20 protein-coding genes are annotated in these 24,796 nt (G+C 38.4%); 2 read left to right on the top strand and 18 right to left on the bottom strand.

Annotation, left to right across the window (positions count from 1 at the left end; translation table 11 throughout):
• Positions 1-53: 53 nt before the first annotated feature.
• The 12 genes from BLQ05_RS11280 to BLQ05_RS11225 all read right to left on the bottom strand — a co-directional run bounded on the left by BLQ05_RS11280 (position 54) and on the right by BLQ05_RS11225 (position 11,685).
• Entirely contained in the window at positions 54-1,238 is a 1,185-nt protein-coding gene (locus BLQ05_RS11280) for a glycosyltransferase family 4 protein (protein ID WP_023576207.1), read from the bottom strand.
• Complete coding sequence (locus tag BLQ05_RS11275) at positions 1,235-2,470, bottom strand: O-antigen ligase family protein (protein ID WP_035654393.1); 1,236 nt, start codon at positions 2,468-2,470, stop codon at positions 1,235-1,237. Before BLQ05_RS11275 ends, BLQ05_RS11280 begins: the two co-directional genes overlap by 4 nt.
• On the bottom strand, positions 2,470-3,093 hold the full coding sequence (locus BLQ05_RS11270) for an acyltransferase (RefSeq protein WP_162147780.1): 624 nt from the start codon (positions 3,091-3,093) through the stop codon (positions 2,470-2,472). The genes BLQ05_RS11275 and BLQ05_RS11270 overlap by 1 nt, the downstream gene beginning before the upstream one ends.
• Before the next feature lie 58 nt (positions 3,094-3,151).
• A complete protein-coding gene (locus BLQ05_RS11265) occupies positions 3,152-4,417 on the bottom strand; it encodes an oligosaccharide flippase family protein (RefSeq protein ID WP_023576209.1) in 1,266 nt (421 codons plus the stop codon).
• Between the two features lie 19 nt (positions 4,418-4,436).
• Positions 4,437-4,865, bottom strand: coding sequence for a hypothetical protein (locus BLQ05_RS11260; protein ID WP_143000947.1), 429 nt, complete (start codon positions 4,863-4,865; stop codon positions 4,437-4,439).
• Between the two features lie 164 nt (positions 4,866-5,029).
• Complete coding sequence (locus tag BLQ05_RS11255) at positions 5,030-5,593, bottom strand: hypothetical protein (protein WP_023576212.1); 564 nt, start codon at positions 5,591-5,593, stop codon at positions 5,030-5,032.
• A 49-nt stretch (positions 5,594-5,642) separates the two neighbouring features.
• Complete coding sequence (locus BLQ05_RS11250; protein ID WP_035654401.1) at positions 5,643-7,499, bottom strand: glycosyltransferase family 39 protein; 1,857 nt, start codon at positions 7,497-7,499, stop codon at positions 5,643-5,645.
• Positions 7,492-8,616, bottom strand: coding sequence for a dTDP-4-amino-4,6-dideoxygalactose transaminase (gene rffA / locus BLQ05_RS11245; protein WP_023576214.1), 1,125 nt, complete (start codon positions 8,614-8,616; stop codon positions 7,492-7,494). Before rffA ends, BLQ05_RS11250 begins: the two co-directional genes overlap by 8 nt.
• Positions 8,617-8,626: 10 nt before the next feature.
• Positions 8,627-9,292, bottom strand: a complete 666-nt coding sequence (locus BLQ05_RS11240; protein WP_051365740.1) for a formyltransferase family protein — start codon at positions 9,290-9,292, stop codon at positions 8,627-8,629.
• The gene (locus BLQ05_RS11235) at positions 9,285-10,211 is read right to left on the bottom strand and encodes a glycosyltransferase family 2 protein (protein WP_035654402.1); all 927 of its coding nucleotides are present in this window, start codon (positions 10,209-10,211) and stop codon (positions 9,285-9,287) included. Before BLQ05_RS11235 ends, BLQ05_RS11240 begins: the two co-directional genes overlap by 8 nt.
• Positions 10,208-11,317: an ATP-grasp domain-containing protein gene (locus BLQ05_RS11230; RefSeq protein WP_035654404.1), complete on the bottom strand. Its 1,110-nt coding sequence runs from the start codon at positions 11,315-11,317 to the stop codon at positions 10,208-10,210. Before BLQ05_RS11230 ends, BLQ05_RS11235 begins: the two co-directional genes overlap by 4 nt.
• Positions 11,317-11,685, bottom strand: coding sequence for an EamA family transporter (locus BLQ05_RS11225; RefSeq protein ID WP_023576218.1), 369 nt, complete (start codon positions 11,683-11,685; stop codon positions 11,317-11,319). The genes BLQ05_RS11230 and BLQ05_RS11225 overlap by 1 nt, the downstream gene beginning before the upstream one ends.
• A gap of 149 nt (positions 11,686-11,834) precedes the next feature.
• Between BLQ05_RS11225 and BLQ05_RS11220 the strand changes: the two genes are divergently transcribed.
• Both BLQ05_RS11220 and BLQ05_RS11215 read left to right on the top strand, forming a co-directional pair.
• Positions 11,835-15,176, top strand: a complete 3,342-nt coding sequence (locus tag BLQ05_RS11220) for a CotH kinase family protein (RefSeq protein WP_051365741.1) — start codon at positions 11,835-11,837, stop codon at positions 15,174-15,176.
• 165 nt (positions 15,177-15,341) lie between these two features.
• Entirely contained in the window at positions 15,342-18,668 is a 3,327-nt protein-coding gene (locus BLQ05_RS11215) for a CotH kinase family protein (protein WP_023576221.1), read from the top strand.
• Between the two features lie 8 nt (positions 18,669-18,676).
• Here BLQ05_RS11215 and rfbD read toward each other — a convergent pair whose 3' ends face one another.
• The 6 genes from rfbD to BLQ05_RS11185 form a co-directional block, all read right to left on the bottom strand.
• Positions 18,677-19,525: a dTDP-4-dehydrorhamnose reductase gene (gene rfbD, locus BLQ05_RS11210; protein WP_035654405.1), complete on the bottom strand. Its 849-nt coding sequence runs from the start codon at positions 19,523-19,525 to the stop codon at positions 18,677-18,679.
• Positions 19,519-20,070 (bottom strand): dTDP-4-dehydrorhamnose 3,5-epimerase, encoded by a 552-nt coding sequence (rfbC, locus tag BLQ05_RS11205; protein WP_035654406.1) that lies wholly within the window; start codon positions 20,068-20,070, stop codon positions 19,519-19,521. Before rfbC ends, rfbD begins: the two co-directional genes overlap by 7 nt.
• Positions 20,071-20,076: 6 nt before the next feature.
• Positions 20,077-20,934 carry a glucose-1-phosphate thymidylyltransferase RfbA gene (gene rfbA / locus BLQ05_RS11200; protein ID WP_023576224.1) on the bottom strand — a complete coding sequence of 286 codons (858 nt, stop codon included), beginning with the start codon at positions 20,932-20,934 and terminating at the stop codon, positions 20,077-20,079.
• A 128-nt stretch (positions 20,935-21,062) separates the two neighbouring features.
• Positions 21,063-22,073, bottom strand: a complete 1,011-nt coding sequence (gene rfbB, locus BLQ05_RS11195; RefSeq protein ID WP_023576225.1) for a dTDP-glucose 4,6-dehydratase — start codon at positions 22,071-22,073, stop codon at positions 21,063-21,065.
• Positions 22,073-23,056, bottom strand: coding sequence for a hypothetical protein (locus tag BLQ05_RS11190; RefSeq protein ID WP_035654407.1), 984 nt, complete (start codon positions 23,054-23,056; stop codon positions 22,073-22,075). The genes rfbB and BLQ05_RS11190 overlap by 1 nt, the downstream gene beginning before the upstream one ends.
• Before the next feature lie 10 nt (positions 23,057-23,066).
• Entirely contained in the window at positions 23,067-24,755 is a 1,689-nt protein-coding gene (locus BLQ05_RS11185; RefSeq protein WP_023576226.1) for a DUF6909 family protein, read from the bottom strand.
• Between the last annotated feature and the right edge of the window lie 41 nt (positions 24,756-24,796).

The raw sequence follows: 24,796 nt of genomic DNA, 5'->3' as shown, positions 1-24,796 counted from the left end.
TAATGAGTGTTCAAAAATAGGCATTTTTAACAAAAAAGCAGTCAAAACGGACTTTATTTCGGGTTAGGATGGTCTGCAATTTGTTTCAGACAGATTTGTTCTATCTGTGAAACATAGTTTTCGAGTGAAAATACGGCTATGGCTCTTTGATAGGCTTTCTGCCCCATTGTTTCCCTCGTGGTTTTATCTGTGATTAGCTTTTCCAGAGAGTGAACTAATGCTTCAACATTGTTAGGTTCAACTAGAAATCCGGTCTCGTTGTCAATGATTATCTCCTTTAATCCTCCGTGATTTGCTCCGATAACTGGTTTAGATGCTAACATTGCTTCTAAGGCTACTAAACCGAAAGGTTCCGGTTCGGTTGAAGGTACTACGGCGATGTCAATCACTTCCCAAATTTTTGCGATGTCATCCTGAAAGGGCAAGATTGTTACCTTTTCTATCAAATCATAATCAGCCACCTGTTGAATCAATGTTTCGAGAAAAACTTCCTGATTGGGCGGTGGAGAACCTACGAAAAGAAGTCGTATATTTTGATGTGTTTTCGACAAATTATGAAAAGCATCCAATAACAATTTTTGCCCTTTCCATCTGCTTATCCTACCTACCAAGGCTATCATCGTTTCTTTATTTTTTGCACCAAGTAACGTTTCTTTAATCTCTGCTCTTTCCAATTCTGGAAGTTCTATTTCCGATTTAGAAAGACCATTTAAAACAACTACCGCTTTTTGATTAAGAATTTCGTTGTCTTTATTCCAAAAACATTTTGTTGCTTCAGAATTATAAATAATCGTGTTATTTGCTTTTGAAAGCAAAGCATTTTTGAAGAATTTTACAACTAATTTGGGTGATTCAATAATTTCGTGAACATGCCAAATATGTTTAATCTTTCTTTTTTGGGCATAAATAAGTCCGATTAAAACCGCTAATGTATTGGAATAAACCAAATCGATTTTGTCTTTTTTATTGATTTGATCCAAAATTTTGATGGCTTGTGATATTTGTTTGGGTAAAGAAATCAAGTTTCGCACTCCGAACATTTTTCTGGAAACCTTAAAAACCGGAGCAATAATAACGGTAATATTTTCCTTTTCTAAAGCATCTTTGAGCGGGCCATCATTAGGTAAAACCACAATCGGATTTATTGTTTTTTTCTTAAACTCCGTAACAAGAACTAATAATGTTTTATCAGATCCGTACATTTCTGCCGATTGGTGTACAAACAGTATATTTCTCATCGAATAACGTTGTGTTTTAATCGTAAACTGTTTTTATATGCAAAAAGATACCCTATAAAAATCGATTTAGAATCTAACAGATTATACAATCCTAGAAACACCCAATAAGAGACAATCAGAAACAACCCTGTACCCACAAAAAGCAAATTTATGTTGTTATCCATTTCATTTATGGTGCCAAATTTTTTAAAGAAGAAAAATATGGACATTATCAACAATAGTAATCCAGGGATACCGGATTTCAAAAATACCGTCATATAACCATTATGTAAGATCGATATGTGGCGTAATTCCATATCACCAAGAAAGACTTTCTGTTTTAAATCGACCTGAGAACCGATTCCTTCACCAAAAATATAGGTTTCGTTACTTAAAAGCTGTTCCACAGTTCGCACATTTTCATAAGAGCGATAGTGGTCGTGAAAATCCTTCCAATCTTCCCGGTTAATTTTGGTAGAAAATGCTTCCAAAGGAATCAGTTTTACCTTATATAAAAACTCATCCACTGCACCTCCGTTACGCTTCGGATTATAATAATAGATACTTGTATATCCCACTACGGCCAACAAAAACAAAACTGAAAAAATGGTTAACGACCTCTTATTAAGATGTAAAAAACCTTTTAACGCCAGAAAAAGAATGACAATCTGAATAAAATTTGTGCGGGCCAGATAGAAAAAACTGGAAACGGCAAGAATAATCAAGAAATAAACATATTGTTTTCTGGTAATGTCGATTTCAAACTTTTTGTAGAACAGTAATAAGGCAAGGGTGTAAATTTCATAATCATTAAAATATCCGCCATACAACCGTATGTCGCTAACACTTCTTGCCCCCATTATCCCAATTCCATAAAGCACCAAAACCAAATGTATTAATGCCATGGCAATTCCGGCATATAACAGAAATTTAAAATGGTCTTTGGTGTCTTCCGAAAAAAACTGATACCCTATAACCAGTCCCAATATCGGTTTGAGCATGTATGTTATGTCGCGAATGACAAAGTATTGGTTGTATTCGTAAAACGACCCAACCAACAAAGCCAGTAAAAGAATTAAAATAAAATGTGACAGGTAGCTTAAAAATAAAGAAGAGTATCTTTTTTTTATTGTAAAGAGCAATGCAATCACCCAAAAGACAAAAGAAATTTCGTAATTATTAAAAAAAGGTATAATCACACATACGGAAAAAAACAACTGTCGTAAATATTGTTTGGATATTTTTAAAGTCATTACTCTATTGTTTTGATTATTTTAGCCGGCACTCCACCAATAACAACATTATTTGGGAAAACGCCATTTACCACTGCTCCTGCGGCTACTACTGAGTTATTCCCAACTTGCGAACCATCCAAAAAAGTTACTTTGACTCCAACCCAAACGTTGTTCCCTATTTTAATTCCTTTAGAAGTAACCCCTTGTTCGCGAATTAATTTAGAGGTGTCCGAAAAAACATGATTCTCAGAGTGGAAACTAATATAGGAACCCATAATCACATCGTTACCGATATCAATACCGCCTGAAGCACCAAAATGAGTATAATCACCAATAGCCGAATTGTTTCCCATTACAAGTCCTTTTCCGTATTTTGAGAAATGGCTAGTACTGGTTAAACAGGAAAAAGCTCCGATTTTACAATTGTCTCCAAGCATAATCCTTTGGGAAGCATAACCATCCAAACGAGTGTTTTTCTCGATTGTTACGTTTGTACCGAAGTGGAAGTTTCTTTTGTTGGCAATAGACACGTTGGGTCCTAAAAAGACTTTTTTTCGAAGCTTAATAATCCCCCTCAGCAACATCATGCCTCTTTTGTATAATGTGTATAAGATTAAAGCATCCGGAATCCTGGAATCCATTTGATAGTTCTTTCCCGCATTTTTGAGAAGTTTCTGAAATATTTTTTTTAACATGTGATTAAGCATTCTCTTTAAAGAAGAGTTTTTTCCTAATACAAATTAAGTAAAATAAAATCATTAAAACTTCTGATGCTATTAAACTATAAAAAACTCCGTAAACTTTATAGTAGGGTAAGATTATTATTATGGCTAAAAGGTTTAAAATTACCATAACCGATGTAATTCTGACATAAAACCTCTTGTAATTCCAGCCCAAAACAAGCTGCTTTAAGGGGATGGAAACTGCTAAAAGAATTGGTATTAAAATGGCCACATTTAAAAGACTACTTAAAACATAGCGGTTCGTAGGATTAAAATAGGAAACCACATCATAAGAAAAAAAATAAAATAAAAGCATTCCAAAGAGCACAAAAACGAAATTAAATCCATTATACAATTGCCAGTTTCGGATACCTTTTGTTGGGTTTCTTTCCAGCAGGTAGCACACCTTAGGAAAAACATAATTAAAAAACAGGAAAATATACGTTTTAAAAATTACGATTATCTGTTCCACAATTTTATACTGACCTGCCATTAGGTTGTTTCCGAAAAAACTCAAAACCATTACCGGTGTATTTAATTGAAGGGCGACGAAGATTTGAGAAGAAAACATGGAAAAATCATTTTTAAGAAACTTGGTAATCTCTACAGTTGTCACACTATAGAATGAAAAGGAATGTTTTTTAAAAATGAGGATTAACATTAATGTGTTGGCCAGAATCATTCCCAGTCCCCATAAAAAATTAACATAAATATAGTCAGATGCTGATTTAACCATCAGAAAAACACCCAAAAGGTAAATTATCTTTGAAATAATATTGGAAAATGTAATCCACCTGACATTTTCAACGCCCTGAAGAAACCAGGTCGGGTTTAAAAACTGGCCTATTAAAATGGGTAATCCAAAAAGAAACAATGTTTTCTCGGCTTTGAAATAAGGAATGGTCAAAAACAATCCAACGGAAAACAGAAGTATAAAAAGCAGGATAAGAAATCTTGACATGTAACTGATCATTACGATTTTTTGCAATGCCTCATTATTATTTCTGTTTATGGAAATTTCTCTCACTCCAACCAAATCAGATCCGTAATCAATAAAAACAATCAGAAAAAATGATAGCGCCATTCCCACAGCTACTTTACCGAAATTTTCTTCGCCACAAATACCAACTATATAAGGCACTATTAAAAGCGGCGTAACTAAATTGAACAGTTGTCCGAAGCCATATACGAATAGCTTTTGAAATTGAAGATTTGAAAATATTGATTTTAGTTTATGAAACATTTAATGGGACTGAAATCTTTTATTTTTTGAATTTTAATTCATCCAATTTAACTGCTAAATAGTATCCGTTAGGGTATAAGGATGGACCAACCGTTGTAGTGGTGTCTTTTCGGGTTAATGAACCGAATTCTTTATTCAACAATGTATTAGAATCGTCTACCCTGAAATATTTATAAATGTCTTTGCCTTTAGCGACAAAAGAATTTCCTCGATAAGCAAATTCAAACTTATTGAAAATTATTTCGCGTTGTTCTAAGTTTCTGCTAAAATCAATGCGTACCTGATTTGGCACAATATCCTTGGGAAATTCAATGGCTACCTTCTGATTTTTATTTTGTCCTTTCACCCTTACCCAAAAAGATTCATTTTCATTAAAATTGATTGTACCTCCTTTTTTGTAATAAATATGCAAAGAATCATCATTTTTGACAACAAGATCCACATTCAAAACAAAATTGGAATTTTTATTTGAATCCTCACAGGATATTAACGAGAAAAGAAAAAAAAGAAAAAATAATCTCATCCGATTTATATTTCATTAACAACCAATATACTTTAATTAATTTTTAAAAAAAAAGTGAACATAAGTTCACTTTTTAAAATTCACAATGTTTATTGGATGATTTTTTTCAACTCTTCTGTTAATGGAGCATGTGGATATAAAATTGGACCTCCTGGCTGATCTTTTGCTTTTCTCTGAAGAATGGCTGTTTTTGCAGGAACAATTGTATTTTCTTTATTTGGATAAAAATAATTAAATATCATAGTGTCTTTTGCTTCAAACATTTTGTCTAAATATTTCAAACGAAAAGTTTTTAGCTCTACATCTGACTGGGCTTCATTTTTTCCAAAACCAAAATCAACTCTTAAATGTGTAGGCAGAACATTCTCTGGTAATTTAAAGGTAACTTCTTGTACCCCTTCACTACCCTTTACAGGTACCCAAAGTGATTTTTTTTCATCAAAATTAATCGTACCATCCTCTGTATAATAAAGATGCATATTGTCATCTTTTTTCACAACCAAATCAAAAGATACTTTTAATAAATTTTTATCAACTTCTTGTTCCGTCGAGACAGCTTGTGTTTCAGTTTTTTCTCCTGTAGCTTGAGCTTCTTTTTTACATGATGCAAAAATTACTAGAGTACAAATTACTATAAACGATTTGATTTTCATTTTAAATGTTTTTCTGCAAATTTATACTTTTTTTTATTTCAGACTAATTTTATTTCACGACTATTTTATCTGTAATATTTAAGCCTGTTTTTCCAGTTTTTTTATTTACTAAATAAATACCAATTTTATATTCTCCCTTATTAAGGTCTGACAGATTTAACATTGAAGAAAAACCTGAATTAGCCAAATCAAAACTACTTTTAAAATAGGATGTTACGTCTGGACGATTAACTTTTTGAGTAAGCATTCGTGTTGCTTTTCCATCTTTCAGTAAAACGACATCCAATACAGATTCTGAAGCACTTTGCCCATCAAAATAAGCCCATCCAGAAATTTTCACTATTCCGTTTGTGTTTTCAAAAGCTTCTATATTATATGCAAATCCATCTCCGTTATATGTTTGCAAAGGAATGAATTTAGAAATATCAATGCTTCTAGGAACATCTTTCAATAGAGTAAAATGCCTGGTCCAAGCGTCAAATCCATCAAAGTTATTATCGATATAAAAAGTATTGTTTACAAACAGCTGAGCAGCTTCAGTTAAGGCAAACGGTCTGCCATGAGCATCGGTATACCAAAATGGTTTTACTTTAGTCGGGTCAGCCATCATCTCGGATATTACTGCTTCAAGATTTGGTTTTTCAATAACATTTGTCCTTATCATTTTATTGTTCAGATAATAATCAAACCAATATTTTAATCCAGTGTATACTGTTTCGTTTTTGGGGTTATTATCAATAATTAATTGTGCCGCCTCCCTAAATTGAGTTTTATTAGGCCATTTGTAATAGTTTCTTACAATTGTATGATTTAAAAAAACAAACATAACCAAGGATAACGTAAAAGAAATTCTGATAAATTTATTTTTAATCATCGATAAGCCTATGCCTAAAACAAGAATTATAACAGGTATGATACTTGTAAAATATCTTGCAATATATAGTGAAGTATCTAAATACGACTTTAAAAACACAATCGTAACATAAACTAATGTCCATGAAAAAAGCACAATAAAAGCGAAAACTTTCTTATTATTTAGAAAATCCGATACTGATTTCGTCTCTTTTGAATTAAACACATTCAATAGAAAGAAAATAAAAATTGGCGTTAACATAAATAACGTCATTTCAGAGTTTCCAATAAATTCTTTTAGAATAATAGTTAGACTATCTGGTCCAGGGGCTGGTATCCATGAGGATTTAAAAGCCATCAGTGTTTTTAATTTGTAAATGTTGGGCAAAAATAAAATTATTGCAATCCCTGAAGATAGTAGTCCGTTTTTGATTAATTCAATGCGTTTTTGTTTATCAATAAAGAATAGGTAGAAAACCACCAATATTGCCTGTGCGAATAAATTAATTAACGCAAAAAAATTAAAATTTAAAAGCAATCCAGCTAATAAACCATATTGTATTGCATTTTTTCTATTTACCTCTTTTAAAAAAGTTACCATCCCATAATATGACATTATAACCCCGAACAAATAAATCGTATAAGGCCTGGCGTCCTGAGAAATGTAAATAGCATATTCGCTAAAAGTCAGCAACAAAGCCGCATAAAAACCTGCTTTTTTATCATACAGTTTCTCGCCTAATTTAAATATGGCGAAAACACTCAGTACTCCAAACAATGCCGACAGACCTCTGGCAACTATGGGACTGTAACCCAAAAAAGTGTGCAGAATTTTTAAAAAAAGGAAATACAGATACGGAAAACCCTCTCTGTTGTTTACCTCCGTTATAATCGTCGAAAATGAATTATCCGGATTTGTGATGTTCATCGTATAGATTTCATCCATCCACAAACTCTGAAAATTAATTTTATAAAATCGAAGTAAGGCGGCAACCAGAAGAATTATACATATTGCCTTATTCTCTTTGATATAGGTTATAATTTTATTAAACATTTTTAATGTTTTTTATTACTAATTGTACATCCAATTCATAAAACAACGGTAGTCTAACCAAACAATCTGTAAAACGGTCCGTTTCGGCCAACACCCTTCCATCGTGTTTATCTTTATAATAGGGACTGGAATGCAAACTGATGTAATGAAATACCGGATGAATATTTTGACTTCTTAATTTTTCTATTAATGCAGTACGCTGCTCCATGTTTTGACAAACTAAATAAAACATGTGCCCGTTATTGGTAGCATATTCAGGCACTTGCGGCAACCCGACTCCGTTATTCTCACACCAAGTTTTCAATTCTTCATGATAGACCTCCCAATGTTGCTTTCTTACAGCTTGAATATTTGTTAAATTTTCCAATTGTGCCCACAAAAAACCGGCAATAATCTCTGAAGGTAAAAAAGAACTCCCAATATCCACCCAGCCGTATTTATCCACTTCTCCTCTAAAAAAAGCAGAACGATTCGTTCCTTTTTCCCAAATAATCTCGGCGCGTTCAATAAATTGTTCGTCGTTAATGGTTAACATTCCCCCTTCACCCGCAATTATATTTTTGGTTTCATGAAATGAAAACGCAGCGAGATGTCCTATGGCACCCAAAGGTTTTCTTATCCCATCTTTACCGGTGTAATAGCTGTCAATGGCCTGAGCAGCGTCTTCAACCACAAATAAATTGTGTTTTTGAGCCAACTCCATAATGGTATCCATATCACAAGCAACCCCTGCGTAGTGCACAGGCACAATCGCTTTGGTTTTTGATGTGATTAACCCTTCTAATTTTGTAGCATCAATATTGGGATGGTTGGGCATACTGTCGGCAAAGACAATTTTTGCACCGCGCAAAACGAAAGCATTAGCGGTCGACACAAAAGTATACGAAGGTATGATTACCTCATCACCTTCCTTAATGTTTATCAGGATAGCTGCCATCTCCAGCGCATCAGTACATGATGTGGTGAGCAACGCTTTCTTGAATCCGAATTTTTCCTCAAAAAAAAGCTGGCATTTTTGGGTATATTTCCCGTTTCCGGAAATCTTTCCAGATGCTACAGCATCGGTAATATATTCTGTTTCCTTACCTGTTAGATAAGGCTTGTTAAATGGAATCATTATATTATGATTATTTTGCTACTTTCTCCCAAAATTCCTTCGAAAGAAAACTTGTGTTGAAGGGAAGTGGTGGAGAAAATAAAACTCGTTCTTTATTAATTATCAATTGTTCGTTTCGGTCAGTTTTGATGTTTAAAATTGTGAAAATTCCACCAAGTAAAGCTAATGACGAGGATTTAAAAACAGTATCTATTACAAGCTGATCTTTTTTCCAATTAATGGGAACGCACGATTGACACAAAACTTTACCAGCGTCTACCTCTTCATTTACCAAATGACATGTTCCTCCCACAAAACCTACATTCTTAACTTTTGCCTGAGCTATTGTTTCCATACCAATTACACCACTAAAAGCCGGTAATAAGGAATAATGTAAATTAACAAATTTGTTAGGAAACAAAGACAATGTGTCAATGTCAATTATTTTATGAATATTTGTAACAATAACATCCGGAACCAATTTTTTTAATTCACTCTGAAGTTCCAAAGTATAATTTCGGTTATATTTTATTTTTTTGAAATATATGCTTTTACTTGTGGCAAATTCTAACGCAGAACATTCTCTATCAGCAATTACACCTACAACTTCAGCATTGATTCTCAAAGTTTGCAGGGCATAATAAACAAATTTTAAAGACCCTCCGCCTCCGGAAACAAGAAAAACAATTTTATTCATAAATTTTCTTAATTATAGCATTCGGTCTTCCCTGCACCTGACGGAAAATTTTATAAACATAAATCCCTATGATGCCCAAAAAAGTAGAAATCACTCCCAACATCAAAACGTTTATAGCCACAATCGAAGTCCAGCCCAACTGTACTTCCTCCTGATGAATTAATTTCTGTATGCCAAGATAAACAATAAACAGAAAACTGAAAAATGAAATTGTAATCCCAAAATAAAACAACCACTCCAATGGCTTTCCCGAAAAAGATGTGATGGCTTGCAGCATCAGTTCGGCTCGACGCTTCAAAGAGTAAGTACTGACTCCTTCACGAATTCCTTTTTTAAACGGTAATCCTTTCTGATTAAATCCAATCCAATAAAACATTCCACCTATAAATAAATTAGCATCTTGCAAACGCAATAATTCATTTACATATTGTTTGGTCATCAATCGTTCGGTTAAAATATTATGCGGTATTTTGGTGTCCGATAATTTATTAATCAATACCCAGAATATGCTTCCGGCATTTTTCTCAATAAAGTTTCCTTTCCTGGTTTCCTGATAACCATACACCACATCGAGTGAAGGATCCTTGCTCATCTCATTGTAATAATCCACTATCACGTAAGGAGAGGTTTCCAAATCGTTGTCGATTAAAAATACGTATTCTCCTTTTGCTTGCGTTAATCCCACTTGAATTGCATAATGGTGGCCAAAATTTCGGGATAAGTCAATCAATTTTAACTGTGGGTATTCATTTTTACACGTTAAAAGATAGGCCAGAGAATCATCGGGAGAACCATCATTTACAAAAATCAATTCATAATCCTCAATTTTCAGTACTTGAATTGCGGCGGTTATTTCCCTAAGGAAAACTTCTAAAAAAGGCCGTGATCGGTACAATGTGGTTACTACAGATAATCTCATAATAAATTTATTTTTTTATTCGATTGGTATATTAAATAACCCGAACGATCGTTACTGTTAGTACTGTATTTTAGTGAATTGTTCAGAATTTGTTTTTCCACATCGAAATCATTGTCCTTTAAAAAATAAGGTTGCAGGACTTCGGTTTCTTTAGAAAGGAAATAAACTCCTGAGAAGTGATGCTTATTTAAAACCGGTTTTTCAAAAGTATTCAGAGCAATGTCAATCACTCCTTTGACGAAATCATATCCTGTGGACAGTTCGACCAAATGGGATCCGATAAAATCGCCTCCCATTCTTGCTCCAACTTCAATAACAAAAATCTCTCCTTCAGAAGTAATTTTGAATTCAGAATGTCCTGCCCCATTTTTAATTTCCAGTGCGTTCAAACATTTTATGGTTTCGGCTTTGATTTTCTCTTGAACCTTCAATGGCAATTGCGAAGGCTGATGGTGAGCCAATTCAACAAAATGAGGAGCTCCTGTAGTCATTTTATCTGTTATGGCTAAAATGTAATGACTCCCTTTCCAGGATATGCTTTCAACACTTACTTCATGGCCCTCGACAAATTCTTCCACAAGTGCTTTTTTAGCAAACGATTCCTGAAGAGCGTATGAAATAGCGTTAGGCAGTTCTTCTGATAAATTCACTTTGGTAATACCCCTGCTCCCGGATCTGTCGACCGGTTTAACAATTAAGGGAAAATTAAAGCGCTTACTATCAACATTTTTCGATGTTGTTTCAACAAACTTCGGTGTATTGCAGTTTTGCTTTTCAAACGCCTTACGCATTTCCAATTTGTTTGTGGAAATTACCCCTGAAGCAACACTATTTGAAATTAACTTTAATTGCTCGGCTACGAAACAAACCGTCGGTACCGCCATATCGGTGGCTATTGTAGTAATTCCGTCAATTCCTATATTTTCACATTCCTGAAGGATTGCTTCCTTTTCAAGAATCGAAATCGGATAAAAATAATCTGCCAATTCTTTACATACGGCACCTTCAGACCATGCGAAACAATGGGTTTCAATTCCCATTTCTTTAGCTTTCCCAACCAAGGGTAATTGCAGGTAACTGGCTCCTATAATGGCTAATTTTCTCATTAATATTTAACCGTTACAAAAGTTCCAAGTATAATCAATCCTAATCCTGCCAATTTTCCAATTGTAAATGTTTCGCCTAAAAATAAAACACCAATTAAAAACACAAGCGCTGGAGCTAAACTCATAAAAGGGTAAGCTGTAGTTATTTCAAACCTGGTCATGGCAGCCATCCAAAATAAAGAAGCAATAAAGGCAAAAACAAAACCGGTAAAAATAAATGGATCAAAAATAACTTTTATCAACACCATAATTTTACTTACAAAAGAATCTGGTAAAATAAGTCGCAAACGACTTATTCTCCATTTTAAAATAATCTGTCCCGAAACCGTAAAAAAGAGTGTGGCAAAAATGTAGATATAGGGATTCATTCGTAATTTAATTTCTTAAAATTCATACAGCTGGTAAATTTAATTAAAAAATAGTATTTCATCGTTTAAATCTCAATTTTGCCGAAAATAAGTACATCTAGGATTAATAAGGATTAAATTTATATTCTTAATAATCAATATGTTGCGTTATGAAATCAATATTTACACTGCTCGCCCCGACCATATTGTTTTTCACCAACCCTGTTATTTCCCAGAGCATCACTATAAATGAAGTGCTTTCTTCCAACACAACCGTCAATCAGGATGAAGACGGGAATTATGAAGATTGGGTCGAACTGTACAACTATGGCGGCGTAGCGGTAAATTTAAACGGATTCGGACTCTCTGATGATGTCGCTTTACCGCACAAATGGAGTTTTCCGGCGGTTACCTTAAATCCGGGGCAGTATCTGTTGGTTTGGTGTTCCGATAAAAACAGAACCACGCCCGGAAGTCCGCTGCACACCAACTTTAAAATTGGAGCAACCGGTGAAACACTGTATCTCACCAATCAAACGACTTTAAATCTGGCTACTTTTCCCGCCATAGCACTCCCCGCCAATGTTTCTTACGGAAAATCCCCCAACGGAACCGGCGGTTATTTTTATTTCAATGTGCCTACACCGGGACAACCTAATTCGACAACTTCCTATTCCGGGATTTTACCAGACCCCGTTTTCACACATACCGGAGGCTTTTATACCGCCGGAATAAACCTAGGCATCTCCAATACGACGGCAGGCAGTACCATTATCTATACACTGGATGGCTCCGATCCGGATCCCAACAACCTCAATGGCACCACCTATTCCTATAAAAACAGTTATGAGGAATTGGTAGGCGATGCTGACGGGCCCATGCTGCAAAACAACTATCGCTCGTTTACATATTCCGGACCGATTCCCATAGCAGACCGCTCTTCGCTCCCTAACGATTTGGCGAAGATGTCTTCCACTCACCACCACGTTCCCTATTACATTCCTACCAGTCCCGTCTTTAAGGGTACCGTGGTAAGGGCCAAAGCCATAAAATCCGGATCGATACCTAGTAAAACCGTTACAAGAACCTATTTTGTAACCCCTTCCGGAAACAGTACCTTTTCGCTGCCTGTGGTTTCCCTGAGTGTAACGGAGAGCAAACTTTTTGATTACAACAACGGAATTTTTGTGGCAGGTGCCTTGTTTGATGGTTGGCGCGCAGCCAATCCGACGGTGAATGCGAATCCTTATAATTTTGATGCCAATTTCAGAATTGATGGGGACATCTCTGAACGAACCGGCAATATCAATTATTTTGAAAACGGGGTCCAAAAACTAAATCAGGATATCGGAATACGAATCAACGGCGGCTATTCACGAGGTTGGCAAAGTAAATCCTTACGGTTGGTAGCCCGTTCCGATTATGGCAACGACAGCATGAATCATAAGTTTTTCAGCGATGAAAGCCTAACCACTTTTAACCGGTTGATTTTGCGCAATTCGGGGGGGGATTTCTTCGACACCATGTACCGGGACGCCCTTGCCGATGAATTGATGAAAGGCACCGGCATGGAAACCATGGCCTACCAACCCACGATTACCTTTGTTAACGGAGAATATTGGGGAATTCTGAATCTTCGGGAACGATTTGATGAGCATTACTTCAAAAATGTATGCGGCATCGAGGAAGTCGATTTGGATTTCATGGAAAACGACCAGCGGGGCCTACCGGGAAGTCATTACAACAATATGTTTGTCTATCTGACCAACAACAGTCTGACAATACCCGCAAATTTTGATTACATCAAAACACAAATGGATGTGGATAATATGAGGGATTATTATATCGCAAACATTTATTATGACAATACCGACTGGCCTCATTACAACACGGTCTTTTGGAGAAAAAAAACCGCCTATAACCCCAATGCGCTATACGGATTGGACGGACGATGGCGCGCAGCTTTAAAGGATAATGATGATTGTTTTGGGTCAACAACCGGCGTCAACAATCATAATAATCTGGAAGTGGCCACGGATCCGAACAGCTCCGATTCGGGTAATCCGCCGGAATCCACTCTGGTTTTGAGAAGTTTGCTGGCCAATACTACTTTTAAAAATGATTTTATCAACCGCTTTGCCGACCTGATGAACACCTATTATCTTCCGAGTCGTTTCATAGCGGTTTCAACAGCCATGAAAAATAGAATCCAGCCCGAAATACAGGAACATCTGGACCGATGGAAAGCTACCGATTACGGTTGGTGGGAAGAAAGTATCAACCTGATGCACAGTTTTGCCAACGAGCGTCCGAATTATCAGCGGCAACACATCCGACAAAAATTCGGAATCAGCAGCAATATCAACGCTACTTTAGATGTGTCTGATGCCACACACGGATATGTCAAAATCAACACCATCGACATACTCCCGTCGACACCCGGAATAGCAACCAATCCATATCCGTGGACCGGAATTTATTTCCACAATATTCCGGTTAAGATAAAAGCGATTCCGTTACCGGGATATGCATTTAGCTATTGGAGCGGGGATTCGAACAGTACCTCGGCAGAAATAACCATTACCCCCACGGCGCATTTTTCGCTTACGGCTCATTTCATCCCTTCAACCACTACCGGTACTCCGGAAATCGTTTACTTCTGGATGATGGATACGGCTATTGCCAACGACACCCCTTTAACCAGTCTGAATTCTACATTTGAAGTGGCCGCAAACGGTGTTTTGCAATACCAATCGTCGCTGGCAGGCTATCCTTTTGACAGCACAAGTCCCAATTGGCGAAAAGCATCTATGGAACGTCGTAACAGTCCGACCCCACTGAATTATTATCCGGAAGCTAATGGAAACCTTCCTTTTGCAAATTCCAACATGAGGGGTTTGCAGATCACGCAACCTTTCCAAAGCGGCGGATTACAGAACACCCTGATTTTCAACTTTTCCACTGTGGGTTATAAAGACATCAAATTTGCCTTTGCCGTTTTAGACGAAGGAGCCGCTACCGGAGTTACCCTGGAATATGCCACCAATGCGGGCACACCAATTTGGACGACTGCCGGAATGACTACAAGTGCTTTTCCAATAACCACCACTTATCAGCGCATTGAAGCCGACTTGAAAACCATTCCGACAGTAAACAATAATGTGAATTTTAAGATGCGACTTCGCTTTACGGGTCCGAACATGACCGCCGACACGGGTGCAAGGGTCACCTTTAATAACATCAGTTTGGAAGGGGTACGCCAAACGCTTACCACCGATGAAAATACTATTCCGGATTTTGTGGTCTACCCCAACCCGGCAACCGATGTGGTGCATATTAACCATCGTCTCAAAAACCTGGAATATACCCTTTACGGTATCGACGGTAAATTGATTCAGAAAGGCCCACTTGAAAGCGATGAAATCAACCTGACTCATTTAACTTCCGGTTTGTACTTATTGCAATTGGAAGCAGACGGAAAATCGGAAACCAAAAAAATCCTTAAACGATAATTCGGATTGCTTATCAGATGAAAAAAGGGGTGTTGAAATCATCCTTTTTATGTCTTAAAAACCCCTTTGATTTAAAAGTGTAACTTATCGTTTATAATCGCTCTGCGTCGGATATAATAACCTGATATTGAAGTTGTTATTTAACTTTATTAAAATTATATACGCATGAAAAAAAATACATTTTGGATACTAACCACATTGGTTGTACTAAGCATAGATCCACTGTTTTCACAAAATATAGTTATTAATGAAATCCTGACGGCCAACACCACATCCATAACCGACGAAAATGGCAGTCACGAAGATTGGATTGAATTGTATAATGCCGGGGCAAGTCCTGTAAATCTCTTGGGACATGGTTTGTCTGATGATGGTTCAGAATTGTTCAAATGGACTTTTCCCAGTGTAACCCTAAATCCAGGGCAGTATCTGCTTGTCTGGGCATCCGATAAAAACAGAGCGGTAGCCGGGAATCCGCTGCACACTAATTTTAAGCTGAGTAACGGAGGGGAAACCCTCTTATTAACAAATCCGTCAGGAGGTAATGTGACTACCGTATTGCCGGTTGCATTACCAACGGATATTTCTTATGGCCGGTTCCCTAACGGCAGTGGTCCGTATGTTTTCTTCGGAACCCCAACACCCAATGCGGCAAATACAACCACCAGTTACTCTGAATTATTAAGCGCCCCAGTTTTTTCACAACCTTCCGAATTCAGAACAACCGGATTCAATCTGACGCTCACTTCTTCCAGTCCCGGAACCACCATTCTGTATACCTTGGACGGTTCAGAACCAAACGAGAACAATTTGTCCGGAACTACCTATTCCTATAAAAAAAGTTACCCGGAATTTCCAGGAGAACCCTTTGGTGCCTTCTTTCAAAACAGTTTCCAAACACTGCAGTATTCCGCACCAATTCCAATCAGCGATAGGTCATCACAACCCAATAAGCTATCCAATATCTCAACCACTTGGGATTCTGAACCAGATTATTTTCCAAACGGTCCAATATTCAAAGCTACTGTTGTAAAAGCAAAAGCTATTAAGACCGGAGCGCTTCCCAGTGAAACCGTAACCAAGAACTATTTCATTTCGCCCCAAGGTGTAAACCGATTTACGCTTCCGGTAATCTCAGTCAGTTTTGATGAAAACGGATTTTATGAGTATACCGACGGTATTTCTGTGGCGGGAATCGATTTTGACACCTGGCGCCAGAATAACCCAAATGACGAAGCCGATAACGATTACGCAAATTGGGGCCGACATGGAGATACCACCGAACGGTTGGCCAATCTTAATTATTTTGTAAACGGCCAGGAAGTCATTAACCAAAAAGTGGGCTTGCGCCTCCATGGCGATCACTCGCGTATTTATCCGAATAAATCCCTACGGGTGTATGCGAGATCCACGTATGGTGCCGACGATTTGGAGTATCCGCTTTTTGCCGACGAACCGTATACCGCATACGAACGGGTACTGATTAAAAATCAAGGAGGCGATTGGAACAACACCATGTTTAGGGACTGTTTATGCAATGAACTGGTGAAAGACCTTCGCATGGAAACCGAAGCACACCAACAGGTAATCACGTTTGTTAATGGGGAATATTGGGGGATTTTAGCCCTTAGGGAACGCTATGACGACAACTATTTTAAATTGGTATACAATATAGATGCGGTAGATTTGCTCAACAACCACGGAACCGTTAAAGAAGGAGACCGCATAGATTATGATTCCTTTATTGCCGAAATTGAAAATCGGGATCTATCGTTAAGTACTAATTACACCTACATTCAAACCCGAATGGATATCGAAAATTACATCGATTACCACGTCAGCAATATCTATTTGAATAACGACGATTGGGTAACCAACAACGTTGTTTTTTGGAGAAAAAAAACAAGTTTAAATCCTAATGCGCCTTATCCTCATGACGGCAGGTGGCGTTGGGCTTTTCATGATGTGACCAGCACTTTCGGCGATCCTGATTTCGATACTTTAGCCGATGCCACCACAACCGATGAGGATGTTCATGCTCTTTGGTCCACGTTAATCCTGCGCAAACTTCTGGCTAATGATTCATTTAAAATCGATTTCATCAACCGTTTCGCCGATTTAATGAATACCAATTTCCTTTCATCCAGAATTGTAGCGCAGATTGATGCGATGGCAGCTGTTATTGCGCCGGAAATGAATGACCAGTATTTTCGTTGGAAAGGCCCGGTGAGCAACAGCGATTGGCAATACCATCTGAACAGAGAGAAAACATTTGTCAATCAGCGTCCGGGCTATCAAAGACAGCACATCCGCCAAAAATTCGGCATAAGCAGCAACATCAATGCCACGTTAAATGTATCCGACATAACACGGGGCTATATCAAAATGAATACCATCAACATCAAAGATGGCACTCCGGGAATTAATGGAAATCCATATCCATGGACCGGCATCTATTTTCATAATATTCCCGTAAAACTAAAAGCCGAAGCCCTTCCGGGGTATGCCTTCAGTCATTGGACGGGAAGTTCCAGCAGTACCAATGCGGAAATAACCCTAACTCCCACAGCTGATTTTTCGGTTACGGCCCATTTTATCCCTTCCGGAAATGAGGCGGTTGCAGAAACGTTGTATTTCTGGATGATGGATACGGCACTTGTAAACGACACGCCGTTAACAAGCATTAATTCGACCTTCGAGAAGACCACGGAAGGTGTTTTACAGTACCAATCCTGTCTGGCGGGGTATCCTTTTGACAGTTCAAGTCCAAATTGGCGAAAAGCCTCCATGGAGCGCAGAAACAGTCCCACCCCGTTAAATTATCTGCCGGAAGTTAACGGAAACCTGGATTATGGCAATTCCAACATGCGCGGAATCCAAATCAAGCAACCGTTCCAGAATGGCGGAATGGAAAACGCGCTGATTTTTAATTTTTCAACGGCAGGATATGAGGAAATTAAATTTGCTTTTGCGGTATTGGATGAGGGCGCCGCCACCGGAGTTAGTGTCGATTATGCCACAAATGCCGGAAGTCCGAATTGGACCACTGCCGGATTATCGCAAAGTTCCTATGTAATAACAAATACCTACCAACGGATTGAGACTGATTTTTCATCCGTAATTGCTGTTAACAACAATCCGGATTTTAAAGTACGCCTTCGTTTTACCGGTCCGAATATGACGGTCGACACCGGAGAAAGGGTGACATTTAACAATATAAGCGTGGAAGGAAAAGCTGTTACCCTGACTACTACCGCCAATGAAATTCCGGAATTTATCATCTATCCGAATCCGATCACCGATGTGGTCCATATTACACACCAGCTAAGCAATCCGGAGTATAAGGTTTTCGGTATTGATGGGAGATTAATTCAACTCGGGAAACTTGAAGCGGATGAAATCAATCTGGTGCATTTGCCATCCGGAATGTATTTACTGCAATTACACACCGAGGACGGAAAATCGACAGTCAGAAAAATTCTTAAAAAATAATGCCTGAATTACACAACTGATGGGAAGGGTTCTAATGACTGTTCCCATTTTTTGATGTCCAATCCGAATACTTCTTTAATTTTGGTTTTGTCCAGAACACTGTATTTCGGTCTCTTGGCTGGCGTCGGATAACAGGTTGAAGGTATTGGATTTACCTGAATGGAAACCGCATTTACCTCAAAGATTTTTTGGGCAAAATCATACCAGCTGCACTGACCTTCGTTGCTGAAGTGGTAGATGCCGTATGCTTTTTTCCCGCTTTCGATGATTTTCAATATGACTTCGGCCAAATCGACCGCATGGGTTGGTGTTCCTATTTGGTCGTTCACTACCGACAATGTGTCTCTTTCGGAAGCCAATCGAAGCATTGTTTTCATGAAGTTATTTCCGAATTGCGAATACACCCAGGAAGTTCTGACAATGAAATGTTTTTCCCAGACAGCAGCAACTTCTTTTTCCCCATCCAGTTTGGTCTGACCGTAAACGCCGGTTGGGTTGGAACGATCTTCTTCGGTATACGGTGATGTTTTTTCACCGTCAAAAACGAAATCCGTGGAAACATGCAATAAAACCGTATCGTGAATTTTACAAACCGCAGCGACATTTTGAGCTCCGGTTACATTAATGGCGTGTGCTTTTTCGGGTTCATTTTCCGCTTTGTCCACGGCAGTGTATGCCGCAGCGTTGATGCAGAAATCGGGTTGGTGTTTTTCGAAAACCGTTGTGCAACTTGCACTATCCGTAATATCCAATTCGGAAGAAGAACAAAACACAAAATTCATTTCCGGAAACTTCGCAGCAATGAATTGTAGGGCCTGTCCTAACTGGCCGTTGGCTCCGGTTACTAAAACTACCATACTTTTTTGGCTTCGGCTAAACTTGGCAATACTAGGTCTTTGTCGGAAATCAACAAGTCACTTTGCGGTAAAAGCCAATCGATATTTAAAGTAGCGTCGTTGTACATGAAGCCGCCTTCGGATGCCTTATTGTAAAAATTGTCGCATTTGTAAAAGAACGTTGCCGTTTCACTTAATACCACAAATCCGTGGGCAAACCCGCGCGGCACAAACATTTGTTTCTGGTTTTCTGCCGATAAAACTTCCGCCACATACTGACCATAGGTTTCGGATTCCGGACGAATGTCCACCGCCACATCCAAAACTTCCCCTTGAAGTACACGAACTAATTTTGCCTGTGCATGATCGCCGGTCTGATAATGCAATCCGCGTAAAACACCTTTGGTGGAGAACGATTGATTGTCCTGTACGAAATGTACTTCTTGACCGGTACCTTTCTGAAAAGTCTGCTCGTTGAAACTCTCCATGAAATAACCACGGGGATCGTTTATTATTTTGGGTTCAAGGATAAAACACCCTGACAATTTAGTAGGTATGAAATTCATGGGTAGTTATACTAAACTCATTAAATGTTTTCCGTAGCCGCTTTTCAATAAGGGTTCCGCCAATACTCGTAATTGATCGGCATTGATAAAGCCCATTTTATAAGCCGCTTCTTCGATGGCACCGATTTTTAATCCCTGACGTTCTTCGATCACCTCCACAAACTGACCGGCCTGCATTAACGACTGGAATGTTCCCGTATCTAACCAGGCCGTTCCCCGATCTAAGATGCTCACCTGAAGCTTCCCGCGATTCAGGTATTCTTTATTTACATCAGTAATTTCCAATTCCCCACGGTGGCTTGGTTTGATATTGGCCGCAATCTCCAATACATTATTGTCGTAGAAATAAATTCCCGGTACGGCAAAATTGGATTTCGGCTGCAACGGTTTTTCCTCAATGGAAAGCACTTTACCGTTGGCATCAAAATCAACTACACCATAACGTTCCGGATCGTGAACGTGATAAGCATAAATGATTCCGCCATCCGGATTGTTGTTTGCCTGAAGCAATTCGGCCAAACCAGTTCCGTAAAAGATATTATCGCCCAAAATCAGGGCCACTTTGTCATTGCCGACAAATTCCTTCCCGATGATAAACGCTTCCGCTAATCCGTTGGGATGTTCCTGTACGGCATATTCAAAACGACAACCCAATTTGCTTCCGTCGCCTAACAGTTGTCGGAACAACGGCAAATCATGCGGCGTGGAAATGATTAAGATTTCGCGTATTCCTGCCCACATCAAGGTTGATAACGGGTAGTAAATCATGGGTTTGTCGTAAATTGGCATCAATTGCTTGCTTACCGCTAACGTTAACGGATGCAAACGGGTTCCCGAACCTCCGGCTAATATAATTCCTTTCATCTTTTTAGTTGCAAAGTCTCAAAGTTGCAAAATTGCAAAGTTGTAACGTAAAGTTATGAGTTAATAAGAATCAAAATTCCTAATTCCTAATTCCTAATTCCTAATTCCTAATTCCTAATTCCTAATTCCTAATTAAGCTTTTCTAAATACCAGGCAATTGTTTTACGAATTCCCGTTTCGAAATTTTCATCGGCTTTCCAGTCCAATTCGGTTTCGATTTTTGTAGCATCGATAGCGTAACGCAAATCATGTCCCGGACGGTCTTTCACAAACGTGATTTGTTCCTGATAATTTCCGCCAGCTTTTGGTTTCATTTCGTTTAGCAATTCGCAAATCGTGTTGGCAATGTAGAGGTTGTTTCGCTCGTTTCGTCCGCCGATATTGTAGGTCTCACCCGATTTCCCTTTATGAAAAACCAGTTCAATCCCTTTACAATGATCCAAAACATACAACCAATCGCGTACATTTTTTCCGTCACCGTAAATCGGAATGTTTTCACCCGCAATCGCTTTACGGATGATGGTCGGAATTAATTTCTCGTTATGTTGTTTCGGGCCGTAATTGTTGGAACAATTGGTCGTTACCACATTCATTCCGAACGTGTGGAAATAGCTTCGCACTATCATGTCAGACGATGCTTTGGAAGCCGAATACGGACTGTTGGGCGCGTACGGTGTTTCTTCGGTAAACAAACCGGTTTCGCCTAGAGTCCCATACACCTCATCGGTGGAAATATGATGGAAACGGCTGTTTTCATAACCGGATTTGTATTCATTGGGCGCGCTCATCCAGTGTTTTCGTGCCACATCCAAAAGATTGAAGGTACCTAGAACATTGGTCTTGATAAACGCTTCCGGTCCGGAAATCGAATTGTCTACATGACTTTCGGCAGCGAAATGAATCACGTCTTTAAAATCATATTTACCAAACAGTTCCTCAATAAAGGCTCTGTCGCAAATGTCCCCTTTCACAAAAGTATAGCGGGAATGGTTTTCAACCTCTTTTACATTTTGCAAATCACCGGCATAGGTAAGCATATCAAGATTTACCAAATGATATTCGGGATTGTTTTCTATGAAATAAGGCACAAAATTGGCGCCAATAAATCCGGCTCCGCCTGTTACTAAGATATTCTTCATTATGCTAAACTTCTTTTGGCTAACTGACGTCTGTAAAAACGTCTTGCCATACCAAATAAGGTAAATAAACCTATAAATAAAAACGGTAGTATTATTTTTTTCTTCCCGTTCGACATTTTGTTGTTTTCCACATTTAAAGTAAAACTACTCTCCTTGATGATTCGGTCTGAAGTGACCAATTCCAATCGTTTGGCTCCCTGTTCATTGATTAAGGCCTCTTTGGTTTTCAGCACTTCGTTCAATTGCGTATTTTCATTGTAATACACCAGTTTGTCGCTTTTTTGATTGCTGCCAACCGCTTTCGAAAACTGGTTCATTACCCCGTTAATTTGCGCAATGATACTGTCGTTCTCTTTTATTTTTAAATGGATATTATTCAAGCTTTCTTTTTGAATTTTTTCATAAAATTCACTTTCGTTTAAATAATTCAATATCGGAGAAAGGGTGTTTTGTTCCGAAGTGATATCTTTAGTTGTAAAAGAAATATTGTGAAACGTATAATTCTTACTGGTTAGGTTTTCTTCCACAATTTTCTTTAAGTCCCCATCTTCTGCCATCAATTTCAACATTTCAAAATTTTGAGCACTGTTATTGATAAAGCGATATACATCTACAATGGGTTCCACTTCAATACCAGTAAATTTCTTTGGATTTTTAATCCCTATCTGTTTCAAAAACATCGTATCGCCTTCCTTTATTTTGGAATTAATCAGGAAAATTTTAGAATACAAATAATCCGTACTTCCGAAGTTTGGCGTCACAATAACCTGATGATCATACACTTTGGTCTTCTTGTCCAAATAAAAACCCAATCCGGCGCCTATGATAAACAGTACCCCTATAATTATAATGTTTCTACGGATGAATAAAATTCCGTCAAACAACCAGTCAATAAATGATTGGATTTTATCCCCTATTTTCTTTGAAAGTTGACTTAAATCGATTTCCTGATCGCTCGGGTTAATTTGAGGGCTATGGCTCATAAAAATTGGATTATTTTACGTTAAAAATCTGTTCAATTATTTTAATGGTAATAAGGTAGGTAGGCTTCACCCCTGTTGTTCCTAATCCTCCGGAGGCCAGGGTGCTTCCGGTTTCCAAAGGATTGTCCGAAGCGTAATACGCATAACGCACTTTTACGTTCGGGTTGATGCTCTTACGGATTCGCGAAGCCGACTGTATCGCTTTCTGATAATACGCTCCTTCCATTTCAAGACCGATAGCACCCCAAGTCGAATCGTGGAAGAACTGTAACAGATCTTTATTTTGAAGCGACGTTCCCAAAACCGTAACCATCGGGCCGGCGAAAACCGGAATGTCATTGCCTTCAAACATTTCCGTTGTCAATTCGTTTTCGAACGGATAGTTATCTGCAGTTCCTTCATTCACGTGGGCGTTCGGAATCATGATGTCGCCTTTTCCACCCTGCAAAATTCCGGCTTTCCCCATAATGGAAACCGATTCCACATTCAGGAATATTTTCCCGTTGGCGGTTTTGTACGGTTTTAACAACTCATCAATCGTTTCGAAAGCCTGCTCTCCGAAGGCATAATCCATCACAATCAGTACCGGTTTTTCTTTCCCGAAAGTGGCTTTTGGAAAGGCCGATTTCTTGATGTCGATTTTAGCCGTATCGAAAATCTGCACGTCGATATTGGTTCCTGATGTGTCCGGCAGTGAAATCATTCCGTGTTGCAACGCGAATTCTTCCACTTTCTTGCGTAAGGCGTCGTTTCCGGATTTGCTCAAATCTTCGAAAATCTGAAAATCGTCGGCGGCTTTGTATTTGCTGCCCAAAACCGGTTCGGCAAAAACCGAATTCATTACACTGTGCATGTTCGCACTGATGATGTGAATTGGTCGCGCCAATAAGTCGTTTTGTTCTAAAACTTCTTTAATATTGTTCGCCCAGATTTCACCATAAATATGATGACCCAAACGTTCTCTTAAAATCGGACTGAAGGTAATGGTTCGTTTGTTGTTGTCCACCACCTCTTCAATGGCCAGTTTTCCTAACCAGTAAAGCACGTGTAAGAAACGGTCGGGTTTTTCTTTGGTTCCGAAACCTTCGTAAATGTCGATGACTTCCGCAAAGGTTCTTCCTAAAATATTGGACGCATGGGAAATGGCTTTCTCACGGTCTATCAAAGTTAATTTTTTGTTCTGAAGTACCACCTGTTCCAATTTCTCCCAATCACGGGTCAGTCGTCCTTCCTCATCAATTAAAACACGGTTTTTGATTTTGTGGGATTCGATAAAAATGAAGGTTAGGTGCGTCAGAATATCATAAATATCCGAACGGCCACGCGTAATTTCAATGTTCATCTGTTCGTCGTCAATACGGTAACAGTTTCTTCTTCTTTTGGGTGGCACAATCGGTTGGAAATGGGATTTCGAATACCCTTCATCCGATGTTAGGTTGATGTAACGGCACTCCTCTATACCTACCGGTAGCCTTTCGATAACGTATAACAATCCGTTTAATTCTACCTTTTCTTCGGCAATGGTTCCGTAGATTTCCGGTCGTAAGGATAATAATGCTTCACGCAGCGTTTCTCCCGAAACCCCCATTGGTTTGTAGAAACCGCGGTTAAACAAATGACGCATGGTAATGTACAGTCGTTCGATAGCTGCCGACGACTCTTGCGCTCTGGAGCGCGAAATGTTCTTTAATTCTTTCATTAAATATTTTATTTTCTAACCTACAAATATAGGTTTTTATT

The organism is Flavobacterium saliperosum (assembly GCF_900100625.1).
GTDB lineage: Bacteria > Bacteroidota > Bacteroidia > Flavobacteriales > Flavobacteriaceae > Flavobacterium > Flavobacterium saliperosum.
This window is presented reverse-complemented; position numbering and strand designations above follow the sequence as displayed.